Source organism: Paracoccus caeni (assembly GCF_016629665.1).
Taxonomy (GTDB): Bacteria; Pseudomonadota; Alphaproteobacteria; order Rhodobacterales; family Rhodobacteraceae; genus Paracoccus; species Paracoccus caeni.
In genome coordinates this window covers 14,058-28,842 of the sequence record NZ_JAEPRQ010000015.1, presented here as the reverse complement: position 1 = coordinate 28,842, position 14,785 = coordinate 14,058, and the positions used below count along the sequence as shown (strand labels likewise).

18 protein-coding genes are annotated in these 14,785 nt (G+C 61.6%); 2 read left to right on the top strand and 16 right to left on the bottom strand.

The window, feature by feature from the left end:
- Positions 1 to 193: 193 nt before the first annotated feature.
- The 14 genes from JJJ17_RS20005 to JJJ17_RS19940 form a co-directional block, all read right to left on the bottom strand.
- Positions 194 to 529, bottom strand: a complete 336-nt coding sequence (locus JJJ17_RS20005) for a hypothetical protein (RefSeq protein ID WP_200689649.1) — start codon at positions 527 to 529, stop codon at positions 194 to 196.
- The gene (locus JJJ17_RS20000) at positions 529 to 1,170 is read right to left on the bottom strand and encodes a hypothetical protein (protein WP_200689648.1); all 642 of its coding nucleotides are present in this window, start codon (positions 1,168 to 1,170) and stop codon (positions 529 to 531) included. Before JJJ17_RS20000 ends, JJJ17_RS20005 begins: the two co-directional genes overlap by 1 nt.
- Positions 1,167 to 1,847, bottom strand: coding sequence for a response regulator transcription factor (locus tag JJJ17_RS19995; RefSeq protein WP_200689646.1), 681 nt, complete (start codon positions 1,845 to 1,847; stop codon positions 1,167 to 1,169). Before JJJ17_RS19995 ends, JJJ17_RS20000 begins: the two co-directional genes overlap by 4 nt.
- On the bottom strand, positions 1,847 to 3,331 hold the full coding sequence (locus JJJ17_RS19990; protein WP_200689644.1) for a sensor histidine kinase: 1,485 nt from the start codon (positions 3,329 to 3,331) through the stop codon (positions 1,847 to 1,849). The genes JJJ17_RS19995 and JJJ17_RS19990 overlap by 1 nt, the downstream gene beginning before the upstream one ends.
- Positions 3,328 to 4,671 (bottom strand): ATP-binding protein, encoded by a 1,344-nt coding sequence (locus JJJ17_RS19985; protein ID WP_200689642.1) that lies wholly within the window; start codon positions 4,669 to 4,671, stop codon positions 3,328 to 3,330. The genes JJJ17_RS19990 and JJJ17_RS19985 overlap by 4 nt, the downstream gene beginning before the upstream one ends.
- On the bottom strand, positions 4,661 to 5,830 hold the full coding sequence (locus tag JJJ17_RS19980) for an FIST N-terminal domain-containing protein (protein WP_200689640.1): 1,170 nt from the start codon (positions 5,828 to 5,830) through the stop codon (positions 4,661 to 4,663). The genes JJJ17_RS19985 and JJJ17_RS19980 overlap by 11 nt, the downstream gene beginning before the upstream one ends.
- Before the next feature lie 3 nt (positions 5,831 to 5,833).
- Positions 5,834 to 6,532 carry a LuxR C-terminal-related transcriptional regulator gene (locus JJJ17_RS19975; RefSeq protein WP_200689638.1) on the bottom strand — a complete coding sequence of 233 codons (699 nt, stop codon included), beginning with the start codon at positions 6,530 to 6,532 and terminating at the stop codon, positions 5,834 to 5,836.
- A gap of 136 nt (positions 6,533 to 6,668) precedes the next feature.
- Positions 6,669 to 7,262, bottom strand: coding sequence for a hypothetical protein (locus JJJ17_RS19970; RefSeq protein ID WP_200689637.1), 594 nt, complete (start codon positions 7,260 to 7,262; stop codon positions 6,669 to 6,671).
- Positions 7,259 to 8,062 carry an ABC transporter permease gene (locus tag JJJ17_RS19965; protein WP_200689635.1) on the bottom strand — a complete coding sequence of 268 codons (804 nt, stop codon included), beginning with the start codon at positions 8,060 to 8,062 and terminating at the stop codon, positions 7,259 to 7,261. The genes JJJ17_RS19970 and JJJ17_RS19965 overlap by 4 nt, the downstream gene beginning before the upstream one ends.
- Positions 8,059 to 8,808 carry an ATP-binding cassette domain-containing protein gene (locus JJJ17_RS19960; protein WP_200689633.1) on the bottom strand — a complete coding sequence of 250 codons (750 nt, stop codon included), beginning with the start codon at positions 8,806 to 8,808 and terminating at the stop codon, positions 8,059 to 8,061. Before JJJ17_RS19960 ends, JJJ17_RS19965 begins: the two co-directional genes overlap by 4 nt.
- Positions 8,805 to 9,056, bottom strand: coding sequence for a PepSY domain-containing protein (locus JJJ17_RS19955; RefSeq protein ID WP_200689622.1), 252 nt, complete (start codon positions 9,054 to 9,056; stop codon positions 8,805 to 8,807). The genes JJJ17_RS19960 and JJJ17_RS19955 overlap by 4 nt, the downstream gene beginning before the upstream one ends.
- Positions 9,057 to 9,071: 15 nt before the next feature.
- Positions 9,072 to 9,506, bottom strand: coding sequence for a cupredoxin domain-containing protein (locus JJJ17_RS19950; protein ID WP_200689621.1), 435 nt, complete (start codon positions 9,504 to 9,506; stop codon positions 9,072 to 9,074).
- An 11-nt stretch (positions 9,507 to 9,517) separates the two neighbouring features.
- Positions 9,518 to 10,486, bottom strand: a complete 969-nt coding sequence (locus JJJ17_RS19945; RefSeq protein WP_200689619.1) for a PQQ-dependent catabolism-associated beta-propeller protein — start codon at positions 10,484 to 10,486, stop codon at positions 9,518 to 9,520.
- Positions 10,487 to 10,506: 20 nt separating this feature from the next.
- Positions 10,507 to 11,688, bottom strand: coding sequence for an ABC transporter substrate-binding protein (locus JJJ17_RS19940; protein ID WP_200689617.1), 1,182 nt, complete (start codon positions 11,686 to 11,688; stop codon positions 10,507 to 10,509).
- 183 nt (positions 11,689 to 11,871) lie between these two features.
- Here JJJ17_RS19940 and JJJ17_RS19935 point away from each other — a divergent pair, with 183 nt between their 5' ends.
- A complete protein-coding gene (locus JJJ17_RS19935) occupies positions 11,872 to 12,399 on the top strand; it encodes an SRPBCC family protein (RefSeq protein WP_200689615.1) in 528 nt (175 codons plus the stop codon).
- Entirely contained in the window at positions 12,396 to 13,346 is a 951-nt protein-coding gene (locus JJJ17_RS19930; protein ID WP_200689614.1) for a YncE family protein, read from the top strand. Before JJJ17_RS19935 ends, JJJ17_RS19930 begins: the two co-directional genes overlap by 4 nt.
- Here JJJ17_RS19930 and JJJ17_RS19925 read toward each other — a convergent pair.
- Positions 13,316 to 14,131 (bottom strand): substrate-binding domain-containing protein, encoded by an 816-nt coding sequence (locus JJJ17_RS19925; RefSeq protein ID WP_200689613.1) that lies wholly within the window; start codon positions 14,129 to 14,131, stop codon positions 13,316 to 13,318. The genes JJJ17_RS19930 and JJJ17_RS19925 overlap by 31 nt on opposite strands.
- On the bottom strand, positions 14,132 to 14,641 hold the full coding sequence (locus tag JJJ17_RS19920) for a c-type cytochrome, methanol metabolism-related (protein WP_200689612.1): 510 nt from the start codon (positions 14,639 to 14,641) through the stop codon (positions 14,132 to 14,134). It abuts the gene before it with no gap.
- Positions 14,642 to 14,785: the final 144 nt, after the last annotated feature.

The following is a 14,785-nucleotide window of genomic DNA, read 5'->3' as shown; positions in this document are numbered from 1 at the left end:
CTCAAAGAAGGCCCACTCATCGTCGGATATCAGGTTGCGCGCCAAGCCCATCTCCCAAGTAGAGATGAGCTTGAATCATAGGACGCCTGCCAGCGGAATCCCTTTTGTCAACATAACCTAGTTTCGGCATCTTGCGGATCGAGTTAATGATGAATTTGTCTATATTCTAAAACTGATCCATCGATGGTGGCGATCAGAAGCAGACGATCTCCGCCTCAGCCTGTGCGCGTCGTAGATTGGCAAGCACCGCCTGCGTGGTCGGGGCGCCTCTGAACATCGCGCTTCGTTCCCCGGCGCCAATCCGCATCCGCATGACCGTTTCGGCGGCGACGTAATCGTCATAGGGTAGGATCGAGGCGATGGTATCGATCGAACAGGAACAACGCCGCATGGCATCCTGTGTCTGGCCGTTCACCGCCATGCAGGCAAAGACATATTCGGCCCGCGCATCGGTAGGGTAATCATTGACGACCTGCGCTTGCGCGGGGATCGCGCAGGCAAGCAGCAGGGGAAGAAGCCGCTTCAACATCACTTCTCCGGAACAAGCGTCATCGTCTCAGTATAGCCGCTGGTTCCCGCTCCGGTATCCGCCAAAAGTTCTACCAGCCGCACGGGATCGGCGGCGTCATAGCGCAAGGTGATCGCCAGATCGGCGAAATCGCCAAGCCTTGCGCGGTTTGGATCATCGGCGAATGGATGCAGGACGATCCGGGTTTCGGCAGCCTCGGCCTGATCGGCAGGCGTGGCAATCAGGGCGTCACGGATCCGGTTGCGGATGTAATAGGGGCTGCCGCCGGTCTGCGCCGCGACGTTGCGGACGACGTTTTCAAGAAAGAACAGCAGGATCGGATTGGCGCTTTGCATCGGAAACTGTGCCACGACGCGGGATTGCCCGGCCTGGGTTAGCGACAGGGCCAGTTGCTCGCCATCGCCCACGGCAATGCGTTCAAGGCTGAGATGATCACCCTCGACATTGCCGGGGGTTACGCCATCCTGTGTTACGCCCGGCAGACCTCCACCAGTTTCCGGCAGGTGCCGCGCATGCAGATATTGCGGCAAATCTACTGCCGGGATTTCCGCCAGCAAGCCGGGTTGCAACAGCAGGTCGGCAACCTCCTCTGCCATTCCCGGCGATGCTGTCAGCAGCAATGCGACCAGCAGGTGTTTCATTCCGTATCCTCGACGACAAGCATGAAGCCGCGCCCACGCACGGTTCGCAGGATCAGACCATAGGGCTGAAATCCCGCCAGCTTCCGCCGCAGATAGCCCAGATAGACATCGACCACATTGTCCGACCCGCCTTGCGGCGCCCAGATCGCATCGAAGATCTCGCCGCGCGTCAGAACCGTGCCAGAGCGTTTCATCAGATAGACCAGCAGATCGCCTTCGCGCTCGGTCATCACCACGTTACGATCCGCGCCCAAGGCGGTGCGGGTTGCCGGGTCATAGGTCAGCCCGCCCAGCACCACCGGCACGACACGGGGCGCTGTGCGGCGCAACTGCACCTCGAGCCGGGCCAGCAGTTCGGAAAGCTGGAAGGGCTTCACCACATAGTCCTGCGCCCCGGCCTCCAGCCCCTCGGCCCGATCCTCGACACGGGCCAGCGCCGACAGCATGATCGCGGGCATCCGGTGGCCCTGCGCCCGAAGGTCGGCCAGCAGATCGGCGCCGCTATCGGCACCCAGCATCATATCGATAATCGCTGCGTCACAGGGTGCCGCGGCAATGTGCTGCGTCGCGGCCTCGGTCGTTTCGGCCCAGTCGACGGTATGGCCCGCAGCGCCAAGCCCGCGCATCAGGACCGAGGCAATGTCGGGATCATCTTCGATCACAAGGATCCGCGCCATCACCCCTCCTTCCATAGTGGCAATGCAATCCGCAGATGCAGTCCGCTTTCTACGGGCAGCATATCAAGCGTTCCACCCGATGCTTCCACGACCCACCGGGCCAAGGCAAGTCCCACGCCGAAACCGGCTCCGTCCTGCCCCCGGCTGAAGCGATCGAAAAGTTGCTCTTGCATGTCGGGGGAAACGCCGGGGCCATTGTCAGCGATGTCGATCCGGACCATATCGCCGACCTGCGCTGCTTTGACACCGACCTCAGCACCCTGCCCGGCATATTTCGCCGCATTCTCGAACAGGCCCGCAAAGACCTGCCGCAGCCATTCCGCATCACCTGCAACCGCAAGCTGGGGCACCTCATGGGTTACCGTAATCCCCGCGCGCCGCAGGACCGGCGCCAGATCGGCCAGCGCCGCCTCGATGGCAAGGTTCAGCGCAACCCGGTCGCTGACCAGTTCAAGCTGACCATTTTCAGAGCGAGCGATCCGCAGGATATCCTCGATCCGCCGGAAAAGCCGCTGCGCGCGGGCCATGATGGTCTGGAACGAGGCCCGCAGTTCCGCATCCTTGCTGCGCGCGCCCAGTTCCGCCTCTCCCATGATCACCGTCAGCGGCGTTCGCAATTCATGCCCGACATCCGCAAAGAACCGCCGCCGGTTGGCATCGATATGGGCCAGCCGGTCATTCGCCTGCGACAACGAGGCGGTTCGTTCCTGAACGATGGTTTCCAGCCGGGCGCTGCGCCGGGCAACCCGCGCCGACATCTGCCGCAGCCGCGCGAACATCAGCCCCAATTCGTCATGCCCGCCCGCGCCGGGGGGAATTGTTCCCGCAGCCATCGCCTCGGCGGCGCGGGTGGCATGACCAAGACGGCTGAAAAGCGGTCGCAGCACCAGAAGGTAAAGGGCCATCAGCACCAGCGGCACGGCCACGCCGATCCCGATGGCCGACCACAGGAAAGGGCGGCGCAGCCCCTCCATCGTCGCCAGGGCGATGTCGCGACGACGGGCCTCCTGCTCGATCTGGCCAGCCACGACCTGCGGGGCTTGCGCGGCATAGAAAACGATGGCGGCGTCACCTTCGGCCGTGCCGGGGGGCGTCTGGACCAGCGTGTTCTGCAACTGCCCGAAGAGACCTCGTAACCGCGCCGGGGTCATGCTTTGCCGGGCGCGGCGTGTCGCCTCGGCCTCATCCGTGGCGGCAGCGACATCCTCGGCCACCAGACGATCCAGATTATCCATAGCCTGCATCACCCCGCCGGCATCGGGAACGCTGCCCGCCTGCGTCAGCCAGCCGAGCATCCAGTCGTTCACGCGGGCGGAATAGCTACCATAGGCTTCGATCCGCTGCTGCGCCGTCATCGCCTCGGTCGCCCAGGCCTGCGTGCGCAACAGCCCATGCGCGGCAATGGCGGCGGCGATCACGGCCAGCATCGCAAGCGTGGTCGCAGCCAGCCAAAGACGCATCCGCAAGCTGGGCCGACAGATCATGTCGGTTTGCTGCCGAGGACAGAGTGAATGGCCCGGCACAGTTCGATTTCCGCGACAGGCTTTCTCAGGATCAGGGGAAGATGGCCCGATGCCTCGGCGCGGATCGTATCGGCGGCTTCAGCGCTTAAGATCACCGCCGGAACCTCTGCGCCCAGATCAAGCTTCAGCGCCTCCAGCGCATGAATTCCGGTTTCACCCGCCTCCAGCCGGTAATCGGTCAGGATCACATCGGGCCGCGCTTTGGACGCAGCCCGGCGGGCCGCTGCAATATCAGAGACCGTGACGACCTTCATTCCCCAACTGTTCAGCGTATAGCCCAACACCTTGCGCATCGCCGGATCGTTCTCGATCACCATGATCCGCAACCCCTCCAGCTCTATCGCCCAGAGCGAGAAATCTTCGTGGACAGAGGGCAGTGCCGGGATCGGCGCGCTGGTTGGGATCGCGGGCAGACGCACCCGAAAGCGCGATCCCCGGCCCGGTTCGGAATGCAGTTCCAGCCGATGTCCCAACTGTTCGCAGGCGCGCTGCACGATGGACAGGCCAAGACCCGTACCGGGCCGGTCGGTCTGCGACAAACGTTCGAATTCGCGAAAGATCCGGGCGTGATCGTTGGGCGCGATGCCCGGCCCCTGATCCAGAACCTCAAGCCATATATGCGCACCTTCCCGGCGCACGCCGACCAGCACCTTACGTCCGGTCGTGTATTTCAAGGCATTGGCAATCAGGTTCTGGGCAATCTGGCGCAGATAGACCGGATCGCTTTCCACGGTTGCCGCCGTCGAGGCGAAACGCAGATCGATATGACGCGAGGTCGCCAGCGGGTGCATGTCGATAATCAGGCGCCGGAACAGGCGGCTCATCGCGACGGGCGCCGGGTTCATCTGCAACGAATTGCTGTCCAGCCGCGCGATATTCGACAGGGCGTGGATCAGTTCCTCGGCCGAATCGATCGTGGCCATCAGATGCGAGCCCAGATCGCGCTGAAGCTCGTTCGAGGCCAGATCGCGCAGATGCGACAACAGCAGCTTGGCAGCACTTAGCGGCTGCAAAAGATCGTGGCTGGCCGCGCGCAGGAAACGCGACTTCGCCCGGTTCGCCTGATCGGCTACCTCGCGCGCCTTGACCAGTTCGGTATTGGTGGCGGCAAGATCGGACAAAGCCGCTTCCAGATCGCGGTTCCGTTCGACCACCTCGCGCTCCAGAACAGCGGCGGTGCGGGTCAGGGCATAGGCCGGGCCGCGGGTTTCCTCGATCCGTTCCAGCCGATGCATCAGGGCGGTGTTGATCTTGGCCAGCTTTTCGACGCGACGGTCGCAATCGTCACTGTCACGCAACATCGCCGGCTCCGTCCTGTTCCGCAGAGCTGCGGGGTGCGATGAATGCAAGGCCCACAAAGGTCTGGTTCACATGAATACCGCCATGCTGTTCGCCATAGGTGCTGAACCCGGCAACGCGATGATCACGGCAAAGACTGCCAAGGGTGTCCATCTCATCCGCCTGCTCAATGGCGATGCGCCGCAGTACACAATCAAAGCCCAGCACCAGTTCAGCCGGTCCGATCTGTTCCATCCGCTGTCGCAATCCCCTGGTCAGGCTTTCCGGGCGACCGATGGTCAGGATCGCACCGATATCGATCCCCGACATCAGCGATAGTCCACCCTCGGCGGTGACCCCGCTGATTGCGCGGACAAAATGCCGCCCGCCTGACCGGGTCAGCAGCGGGTTTTCGGCAAAGGCGCGCGGCCCCAGTTCAGCCTCGGTCAGACCGATCAGGCGGGCATATTCGGCGGCGGCAGGTTCGGCATTGATCTCGCGGATAATGCGATTGTCGGGGTCGGCGTCGGTCACCACCATCGGGCTTCCGACCGGGTTGAAATGATCGAAAATCACCTCTTCGATGGCAAAATCCGTCGCGATCATGCAAAAGATCGCGCTTTCGTCCCGCGCCTCACCATCCATCGCCAGACTGGTATTTTCGAACCGCAATCCGTCGCCCGCCGAGCCGCCCAGCACCAACAGATCGGGAATGGTCGCATCAACGGTCGCAGTCACCAGTTCTTCGCGGCGGCTCATGCCGTCGATCAACAGCAATCCGAAACGGTTTTGCCCCGGCGTGATCCGAAAGGTTTCAGACAGGTTGCGCAGCGACATCATCCAGTCCAGCGCCATGTGCTGGCGCAGATTGGCCAGCCACACCGCCTCGGCCGCGAAACTGGCCGCTGGAAAAGCGATGGCAATCACGCTTTCATCGTCATAGCCGTCAAAGGCGAACCCGCCAGCCGAGGAACATGCCAGCACCCGGCAGCGCTCCCCGCAACGGGCCGACAACGCGCCACTTAGCGGCGCGACCGTTGCCCCGTCGGGACAAAACAGCAGCAGTAGCGACAGCGGCGTCGCTTCGATCCGGCGCCCGATGGTGTCGCAAAGCTCTTCGCAATCCCCACGAGCCGAAAGCACGAAGGGATGCTGCTCGGCGACGCGATCGAACTTCACCATGGCTTAGCGGACGAACAGCCGGGCCCGGCTGGCCAGAAGTGCTGCCTGAGTGCGATTGCGAACATTGATCTTGGACATGATCGCCGCGATATGCGTCTTGACCGTCGCCTCGGCGATCGACAGCTCGTAGCTGATGATCTTGTTGGGCCGCCCCTGACAGATCAGTCGCAGGATGTTCATCTGCTGCGGTGTCAGCGTCGAGAATGTCTGCGCCAAAGCCGCTTCTTCGCTGTTGCCATCCCCTTCCTCATAGCCTTCCGGCACGATGATCTCGCCGTTCCACATGCGGCGGAACGCATCCAGCATCTCGCCTCTGGGCAGGCTTTTCTCGATATAGCCGCAGGCACCCGCGGCCAGAACCGAGGCGATCATATTCGGATCGACCTCTGCCGAAAGCACACTCAGATAAGCCCCCAGCGCCCGCGATCTCAGGCAGACAACGCCTTCGATCCCCTCTACATCGGGCAGGTTCAGATCCAGCACCACGGCATGCGGCGCCCCATCGGCGCGAATCGATGCCTCTGCGGCGGCAAGGCTGGATGCGGTGCGCACCCGTTTCAGGCCGAAAGCCGCGGTGAAGGTCATCGACAACGCCTCACACATCAGCGGATGGTCGTCGACGATCAGAACATCACTTACCACATTGCCCGTATTTGTATGCAAAACCGGCGTAAACGGTTCTAACTTAAGACGATACTCCATGATTTCCTCCATGGCTCGGCAGTCTCCCCTCCGCCTCGCTGTCGCAATCTTAAGACTTCTTTAAGAGGAATCGAGCAAAACATTCATCTTTTCGAGATTTGTTTGTACATGCGCGGAAATCATCCTGCCGTATGGCTCATTCCGCCATTTCCGCCGCGATCGCACGCCCGATCGAGAAAGCGCGCTGTTCAAGTATCACGGGCGTTTCGCACACATAGATCAGTGCTTGCTGCCGGTCCTGAAAGATTCGGGTGGACCAGTCGATGTCTTGCTCGATCCTGTCGATGGCGTCGAAATCCTTGTTTTCCAAGGCCATCTGCGCTTCGAACGCACCACGTTGTTCCTCGATATGCGTATCCAGTGCCTCTTGCTTATGTGCATATCGGGTAATGCCGCCCATGACGCGATTGCGGGCGGTCTGGATATGATCGAACGTCGCCAGAAACAGCGCCGTCAGCCGCTGGTCATCCGCGCTTTCCGCGAAATCGGCAATCATCTTCTGCGCATCTTCAATCGGGGTCCGGCGCAGCGCGATCACCTGCGCCAGTCGCTGAATCGCCGGATCCTGCGCCAGTTCGGTCAGCGCCTCATCAGGCTGCGGACCGGCCCAGACCTGTGCGACCGACAATTGCGGCTGGCGGCGCTGGATGCACGGCCAGTCCGGATCAGGAGTGCCCGCCGCCAGCACCGGCCCCGCAAGCAGGCATATCAACAGGCTCAGGCGGATCATGCGCTTCCTCCCCTTCTGCCGCGCCACAGACCCTTGGCGGGATCATACATGAATACCGTCCCTCCGAAGAACAGGACGATACACACCAAGGTCACGGCAAACGACAGCAGGTCTATCTGGCCGTAAAGTGCGAAGCGGATCAACTCAACCGAATGGGTGAAGGGGTTAAACCGGCAGATATCGTATAAAAGCGTGCTGGATTCCCGCATCCGCCACAGCGGATACAGCGCGGAAGAGGCGAAAAACATCGGGAAAATCACGAAGTTCATCACCCCGGCAAAGTTTTCAAGCTGCCGGATCGCCGATGAAATCAAGAGGCCCAAGGATCCCAGCATCACCCCGGCCATGATCAATGCAGGCAACACGGTCAGATAGCCGATGACCGGCGGGCGCACGCCCCAAAACCATGCGATCAGCAGGAAGGCGTAGACCTGAACCACCGCAACCATGACGCTGGACAGCAGTTTCGATCCCAACAGAAACCAGCGCGGATAGGGGCTGACCAACAGGCTGCGCATCGCGCCGGTTTCACGGTCATAGACCATCGACAGCGAAGATTGCATGCCCGAAAACAGCAGGATCATCCCGCAAAGGCCGGGGGTCACATAGACCTCGTAAAGCACATAGGTCCGGTAGGGCGGCGTGATCGAAAGGCCAAGGACCGAGCGGAAACCTGCGGCGAAGATGAACAGCCAGACCAGGGGTCGCACCAGTGCCGCGAGAAAGCGTTCGCGCTGGCGGGTGAAGCGCAGAAATTCGCGCCGTGCGATCCCGGCGAAGGCGATGGCCCAACCGTTCATGCCGCCTCTCCGGTCAGGCGCAAAAAGGCGTCGGCCAAGGGCATGTCCCCGGCCAGCGCGCCGGCGGTGGTGTCGGCCAGAACATGACCGCGATGCAGGACCACCACATGATCAGCGGGCGATAATTCCTCAAAAATATGGGTGGCGAGCAGGGCCGAGACGCCCTCTTCGGCGATCAGGCTGCGGATCAGCATCAGAACTTCGGCGCGGGCACGAACGTCCAGACCCGCCGTCGCTTCGTCGAGTAGCAGAAGCTGCGGGCGGTGCAGCAGGGCGCGGGCGATCTCGGCCCGGCGTTGCTGGCCGCCGGACAGGCGGTTCGCGCGTTCGTCGGCCTTGTCGGTCAGGTTCACCAGCGCCAGCACCTCGCCAATGCGCAACCGCGCCGCCCGCCCGCCTATTCCGTGCAGCGAGGCGTGATAGGAAAGGTTCTGGCGCAATGTCAGATCTCCGTCCAGCGCCCGGCTTTGAAACACCACGCCCAACCGCGCCAGCGCCTGACCCGGCTGGCGGCGGGCATCGAAGCCCGCAACAGCGATCCGGCCAGATGTGCTGTCGTAAAGCCGGGTGATCAGCGAAAACAGCGTGGTCTTGCCCGCGCCATTCACGCCAAGAAGGGCGCAAAATGCACCCTTCGGGACCGTGAAGCCGACATCCGCCAAAGCCTCGACCCTGCCAAAGCGATGGCTGACGCCTTCGATGGTCAGCGCCGGAACCTCGGTCCCGGCGCCAGTGATCGGGTTCATTCCTTGCGCCGCTCTTTCTCGGTGAAATCGGCGTTCAGTTTGATGTCGTATTGCCCATCGGCGCAGATCACATCGTCAAGATCGAAACTGCCATCCGCCTCGACCTCGATATTATCGGGATCGACCTCGCAGGTCATGGCGGCAAGCGCTTCGTCAATGCCCGTGATCTGTTCGGCAGTGGCTTCGGTATCGGCCAGGGCGGGCATGGCGAACAGGCCAATCGCCCCAGCAATCAGGAAATGCTTCATGTGGTTTTCTCCCCGTCATTGAATGGTGAACACGGCCTTCTGGCTGTCGCCAGAGGTACCGGGAATGGCCAGTTCGAACGTGCCCGGCATAATGGCGATGAAGCTGATCTCGGCCTCGCCCGCCGCGTCGAATTCCAGCGAATGCACGCCAAGCGGACGAATTTCGATATTGTTGATGACGATCTCGTTGATCCAGATCGCGCGGAAGAAATCACCCCCCGACAGCGCCAGTTCGGCGGAACCATCGGCCACGATCTTCATCTTGTAATAGCCGCCCGATTTCAGGCTGATCGGCCCCTCGGCCACCGGCTTGCCCGAGCCAAGCGTCAGGTCGGGCAGATCGCTGCGGTTCTGCTTGCCCATCAGCCCGGCGAAGCCATAGTCGAATTGCTGGGCACCCGCGAATGACGCGGCAAGCGCCATCGTGCCCGCCAAAATCAAAGCCTTCATCTTCTTCTCCCCTATTCCGATTTCACCGCAACGACGCCCCAGGGCTGTTCGCCCACCGGGACCGAGACCGTCACTTCATCGGTTTCGGTATCGATCACCGAGATGTCGTTGGAATTGCCGTTGGTGGTGTAAAGCAGCTTCCCGTCGGGCGAGAAGCCAAGCTGCCAGACCCGTTGCCCGACCAGCAGGTAATCCGTCACCTCAAGGCTGGCGATGTCGATCACCGCCACCCGGTTGGCCGGGCCAAGCGCGACATAAGCCTTGGTCCCATCGGCGGTGACGCGCAGGCCCACGGGCTGCAATGCTTCGGGCAGGATGCCCGCAACCTCGAAAGTGATCTTCTTGGTGATTTCGTTCGAGGCGGTATCGATCACGCTGACCGTGCCGCCAATCTCTGCCGTCACGAACAGGATCGAGCCATCGGGCGTATATTCCGCAAAGCGCGGGCGGCTGTCGACCAGCACATTCGCCACGATCTCATAGGTTTCGGTGTCGATCATATGGGCCATGTTCGTGGTTTCCGAGGTATTGACCACGATCTTGCCATCCGGGCTGACGCCCATGCCTTCGGGCTCCACACCCACCGGCACCTCGGCCAGCACCTGCCGGGTTTCGACATCGACCACGGTGACGATATTGTCGTCTTCATTGGCGATGAACAGCGGGTTGCCGGATGGATGCAGCACGAACAGTTCCGGGTCCGGGCCTGACGGCAGCGACGGCAATTCCTCATAGGTCGCGGCGTCGTAAACCCGGACAAGGTTATCGTCCGAGGCGCAGACATAGATGACCTTGCCATCGGGCGATGCGGTGATGCCGCGCGGACGCTGCATCCCCTCGATCGTGTGGATCACCTCCAGACTGTCGGCATCCAGAACGGTGACCGAATTGCCCTTTTCATTCGACACAAAGATTTTGTCGGCCCAGACCGGGCTGCCTGTCAGCATCGTGCAACAGGCCAAAGCGGTCAGTTTCATCATCTTCCCCCCCATATTTCCCCCTATCGGCTGCATTCCGTCTCGGGCCGGTCGATGCCCAACGTGTCCATCTGACTGACCTGATGCAAAAACTCTGCCTGAGGACTGACCGAGGCCACGACCATGCCCGCCGTCAGCAGAACCGGTTGCCGCAACTGGCCGTCCCAATCCCGAAAGCTGAGGCTTTGCCCCTTGAAGGCGGCCAGATTGAAGTCGGGCGACAGGATAAAATCCTTCATCGCCGCAAAATCGCCGCCATTGGTGCGGGTCGCGGCCTCACCGATGACGCGCAAGGCCATCCAGACCTGATAATCCTCATCCCGCGCGGTGCGGTTCGCCTGTTTCTCGAAGCGGGTCTGCCATTGCGTGGCCCCCCATGCTTCATGCGCAGGATGCCAGCTTTCCGGCACCAGCCCCGCCGAGCCGGCGACGGGCCGGGCATCCCAGGTGTGATAGGGAAGCCAGTCGGCAAAGACCCCGGCATGATCTGCGGCCACGACGACATCATGCGCCGCCGCGCGCTGCGTAAAGACCGGCATTTGCGATTGAACCTGCACATGCCCGGAATCGGTGCGTCGCGCGCCGCCGGTATCTTCATACATCCGCTCTTCCACGATCCTCGCGCCGAATTTTTCGGCGGCACGGCGATAGGCGGCGGCAAGCGCCTGATCCTCGGGATGGCTGCCTTCGATCAGGAACCAGTTGGTCCACTTCTTCCAGACCAGATACTGGGCCAAGGCATCCGCCAGCATCGCGTCAGAGGGCGCGACATGCAGCAGATTTGCCCGGCAATTCGCACCACGAAGGCTGTCATCACTCGCGCCCGCGTTGAACACCAGCGCCTGATCGCCCGCCAGATCCGCCAGTTTCACCGTCGTCTCTGCATCGGCCAGCGTGACGATATAGGTCACGCCCGCATCCAGCAGCTTCTGCATTTCTGCCTCGACCGTTTCGGGCGAGGCCACCACTGTCTCGGTCACGAATGTCTGGCCCATGAACCCGCCTGTCGTGGCGTTGTCAGCCGTGCCCAGTTCGGCCCCGGCAAAGCCCAGATCATCGGTCTTCAGATCCATGCGCGAAATCGGCAGCGGCCCCGGCGCATCCACGCGCAGAACCGCCGCGCGGTATTCGACCTCGGCCAATGCCACCCCCGGCACAAGCACCGAAAGGCAGAGACCGGCGGCCACCGGCGTCAGATACTTCATGGTATTCTCCCTCATCGCCATTGGGGCATGAGGGAAATGGTGAACAAAGCATTATTAGTTATTAAGAAATTGATAAGTTAATAATTTCAAAGGCCATCATACTTTTGTCTGATTGGTGAAGCCTCTATGCCGCCAGCATCCTGCCCCCTGAATGGCTTTGCCTTGGAGGGAGGAAGCAGAAAGATGAAGAAAATCCTGATCCCGCTGGCCGCGTGCCTTGCGCTGATCGCGGGCATGGCGCAGGCGCATGGCCCGTCGCGGCTGAAGACCGATCAATCGGTGACGCTGAATGCCCCCGTTGATGAGGTCTGGGCGGTCATCGGCAGTTTCGAAGATATGGATTGGCTGCCCGGCGTCGCCTCGATCGAAGCGACCGGAAACGAAAAGGGCGCGACGCGGACCCGCAACATGGAAGACGGCGTGGTCCTGCAAGAGGAATTGCTGAAGCTTGATCCTGAAAAACATGCCATCTCGACCCGGTTGACCGAGGATAATCTCGATTACGTCGCCGCGACCAACTATGCCCAACACATCACGATTGCCGATCAGGACGGCAAGGCGCTGGTCCAGATCAAGGGCGCCTTCTATCGCGCATTCCCGCAAAACGATCCGCCTGCCGATCAGAATGACGAAGCCTCCACCGCCTCGGTCGAGGCACTGCATCAGGACGCCATCAACGCCTTGATTGAACGGTTCGGCGTGGCGGAATGATCCTGCGCCGGAACTCTGCAGGGGCTGCCCTGATCTGGGCGGCCTTTTGCGCTCCGGGGCTGGCCGATGTGGCCGCGATTACGTCACAGAATGCCGACCTGCTGACGCTTCTGGATACCGACAGACTGGCGACGATTGCGGAATTGCCGCTGCCCGGCAAACCCGCTGCCGTCGCGGTGGACGGCCCGCGCAGCCGCGTCCTAGCGGTGGCGGTGGATTCCGGGCGACTTCACGTCTTTGACCTGACCGGACGCAAACTTGCCGAATGGCCGCTTGCCGGGGCACCTTTCGCGGTCGTGATCCGACCCGATACAGGCACGGCCCTGATCACCGACATCACCGGCTTTCTGCGCGAAATCGACCCGGCGACGGGGCGAGAGCTACAGAATTGGCAGGTTGGCACGATGCCATCGGGTGTCGCGGTCGGGGTCGATCTGATCGCGATTGCCAACCGTGACGATAACGATATTTCGCTGATTTCGCCCACCGGATCGCGGCGGATCGCTGTCGGCGAACATCCCTTCGGCGTCACGCTGCATGAGGGCCGGATTTTCGTCACCAATGTGCTGTCTGATTCGGTCAGCGTCATTGACCCGGCTTTGGACCAGATCGTCGCCACAATCCCCACCGGCGAACGGCCCTATGCCATAGCCTTCAGCGCAGGCAAGGGCTTCGTGACCAATCAATATTCCGCCAGCATCACCGTCTTCGACGCCGACACATACGAGATGCTCACCGAGATCGAGACTGACGAATATCCCGAAGGCATCGCCACCAGCGCGGATGGGCACATCTTCGTGGCAAACTGGTTTTCCGACAGTTTGCAGGTGATCGACCCAACCCGGCTAGAGGTGACCCAGACCTTGCCGATGCCCGCCGGGCCGCGCGCCTTTGGCAGCTTCATCGGACAGCCCGCTCAGGGCGCGGGTTTCAGCGCCTTGCCGTAATCATCGACCAGCGGCACCCCTGCATCGCGCAGGATCGCATCGATGGCGTCCTGATTGCGGCGGATAAGGCTGTTCAATTCGTGCTTCCAGACCTCTTCGCCGCCCCGAACCCCCATCGTAATGCGGAAGAACAGACGCGGCGGCCCGTTTTCCTTAAGCAGCGGGATCACCTTCAGGTTGGGATTGTCCTTGGCCAATGGCCCACCGATCGGTCCCCATAGCAGCGCGCCATCGGTAACGCCCTCCTCGACATCGCGCAGCATGTCGCCCGCGGGATCCTCGACCCGGCGGTCGGTCATCAGATCATAGGGCTTCGCATCCCGCATCATGCCCAGCCGCGCGACATGGGTCGCAGGCGGGGAACCCGCCACCACGCCCAGCTTGGCACCGCGCAGGGCCGGATCGCCCAGATGATCGATTGCGGCCAGATCGCTGTCGGCGCGAACCACCAGCACATGGGTCGAGGTGTAGTAATGGTTGGTGTTCAGCACCAGTTCATCGCCCTGCGCATAACCGATGACCACATCGCAGCGGCCTATGCTCAGCGTCTGGCGCACGAAGCCGATCACCTGCGGAAACCACGTATATTGCAGCGGAACGTCAAGCTGGCTGGCCATCAACTCGGCAATGCGGTTTTCAAAGCCGGTCCCGTCCTCCGACGACAGCGGCAGGTTCGCCGGATCGGCGCAGACGCGAAAGGCGCTACGATCGACCAGATCGGCGACCTGCGCCCCGGCGGGCGCGGCCAAAGCAAGGCCGCATAACGCGAAAGCCGCGACTTTCAATCAGCCCTCCATGCAGGCGTTCTCGGCCTCGGCGTAAGCTTCAGGTTTTTCGGCCTTTTGCGCCGGGCGACCGCGGGGAACCGCATCGCTGCCACGGGCGCGCAGATAGGTGTAGATGTCATCCAGATAGCACATCACATTCGGATTGGTTCCGAAAGCCGGCATGACCTGATTGGCCGAGGTGCCAACATCCTTCTTGCCGCTCGCAACGATGGCAACGAAATCATAGTAATCCAGCCGCACCGCAGAATCCTTCAGCGCCGGAGCGTAGGAAGATCCCTCGCCATCAGGCCCATGGCAGACATGGCATTCGGCGTGATAGCGACGATATCCCGAGAAGGTTGACCAATCCACCGTCCCGTCATCAGCGATATTGAATGTCGGGATGTCATCTGCGTCATACCAGCGGATTCCATCATCGGTCACGGCATCCGTTTTCGCTGAATCCTGTGCCAATACAGCACCGGCAAACAATGTGGCTAATGCCAGAATCGACACGGCTGATTTCATGGACCTTTCCTCCCAAAGGTTGTTCGGCGAGTCTATTGCGCCTTCCGATCATGGGGTATGCAACTTTAGTTTGGTCTGCGCGGCACCCGTGATCCGACCCGCACAGACGCGGACGCCCTCCCCTGTCGAGGAGGGCGTCAGTCG

What these genes read in the sequence shown, in the direction of transcription:
- JJJ17_RS19945 (WP_200689619.1), bottom strand. Translation starts at nt 10,486, where the DNA reads ATGATGAAACTGACCGCTTTGGCCTGTTGCACGATGCTGACAGGCAGC.
- JJJ17_RS19955 (WP_200689622.1), bottom strand. Translation starts at nt 9,056, where the DNA reads ATGAAGCATTTCCTGATTGCTGGGGCGATTGGCCTGTTCGCCATGCCC.
- JJJ17_RS20005 (WP_200689649.1), bottom strand. Translation starts at nt 529, where the DNA reads ATGTTGAAGCGGCTTCTTCCCCTGCTGCTTGCCTGCGCGATCCCCGCG.
- JJJ17_RS19990 (WP_200689644.1), bottom strand. Translation starts at nt 3,331, where the DNA reads ATGATCTGTCGGCCCAGCTTGCGGATGCGTCTTTGGCTGGCTGCGACC.
- JJJ17_RS19930 (WP_200689614.1), top strand. Translation starts at nt 12,396, where the DNA reads ATGATCCTGCGCCGGAACTCTGCAGGGGCTGCCCTGATCTGGGCGGCC.
- JJJ17_RS19940 (WP_200689617.1), bottom strand. Translation starts at nt 11,688, where the DNA reads ATGAAGTATCTGACGCCGGTGGCCGCCGGTCTCTGCCTTTCGGTGCTT.
- JJJ17_RS19975 (WP_200689638.1), bottom strand. Translation starts at nt 6,532, where the DNA reads ATGGAGTATCGTCTTAAGTTAGAACCGTTTACGCCGGTTTTGCATACA.
- JJJ17_RS19985 (WP_200689642.1), bottom strand. Translation starts at nt 4,671, where the DNA reads ATGTTGCGTGACAGTGACGATTGCGACCGTCGCGTCGAAAAGCTGGCC.
- JJJ17_RS19980 (WP_200689640.1), bottom strand. Translation starts at nt 5,830, where the DNA reads ATGGTGAAGTTCGATCGCGTCGCCGAGCAGCATCCCTTCGTGCTTTCG.
- JJJ17_RS19960 (WP_200689633.1), bottom strand. Translation starts at nt 8,808, where the DNA reads ATGAACCCGATCACTGGCGCCGGGACCGAGGTTCCGGCGCTGACCATC.
- JJJ17_RS19935 (WP_200689615.1), top strand. Translation starts at nt 11,872, where the DNA reads ATGAAGAAAATCCTGATCCCGCTGGCCGCGTGCCTTGCGCTGATCGCG.
- JJJ17_RS19920 (WP_200689612.1), bottom strand. Translation starts at nt 14,641, where the DNA reads ATGAAATCAGCCGTGTCGATTCTGGCATTAGCCACATTGTTTGCCGGT.
- JJJ17_RS19995 (WP_200689646.1), bottom strand. Translation starts at nt 1,847, where the DNA reads ATGGCGCGGATCCTTGTGATCGAAGATGATCCCGACATTGCCTCGGTC.
- JJJ17_RS20000 (WP_200689648.1), bottom strand. Translation starts at nt 1,170, where the DNA reads ATGAAACACCTGCTGGTCGCATTGCTGCTGACAGCATCGCCGGGAATG.
- JJJ17_RS19970 (WP_200689637.1), bottom strand. Translation starts at nt 7,262, where the DNA reads ATGATCCGCCTGAGCCTGTTGATATGCCTGCTTGCGGGGCCGGTGCTG.
- JJJ17_RS19950 (WP_200689621.1), bottom strand. Translation starts at nt 9,506, where the DNA reads ATGAAGGCTTTGATTTTGGCGGGCACGATGGCGCTTGCCGCGTCATTC.
- JJJ17_RS19965 (WP_200689635.1), bottom strand. Translation starts at nt 8,062, where the DNA reads ATGAACGGTTGGGCCATCGCCTTCGCCGGGATCGCACGGCGCGAATTT.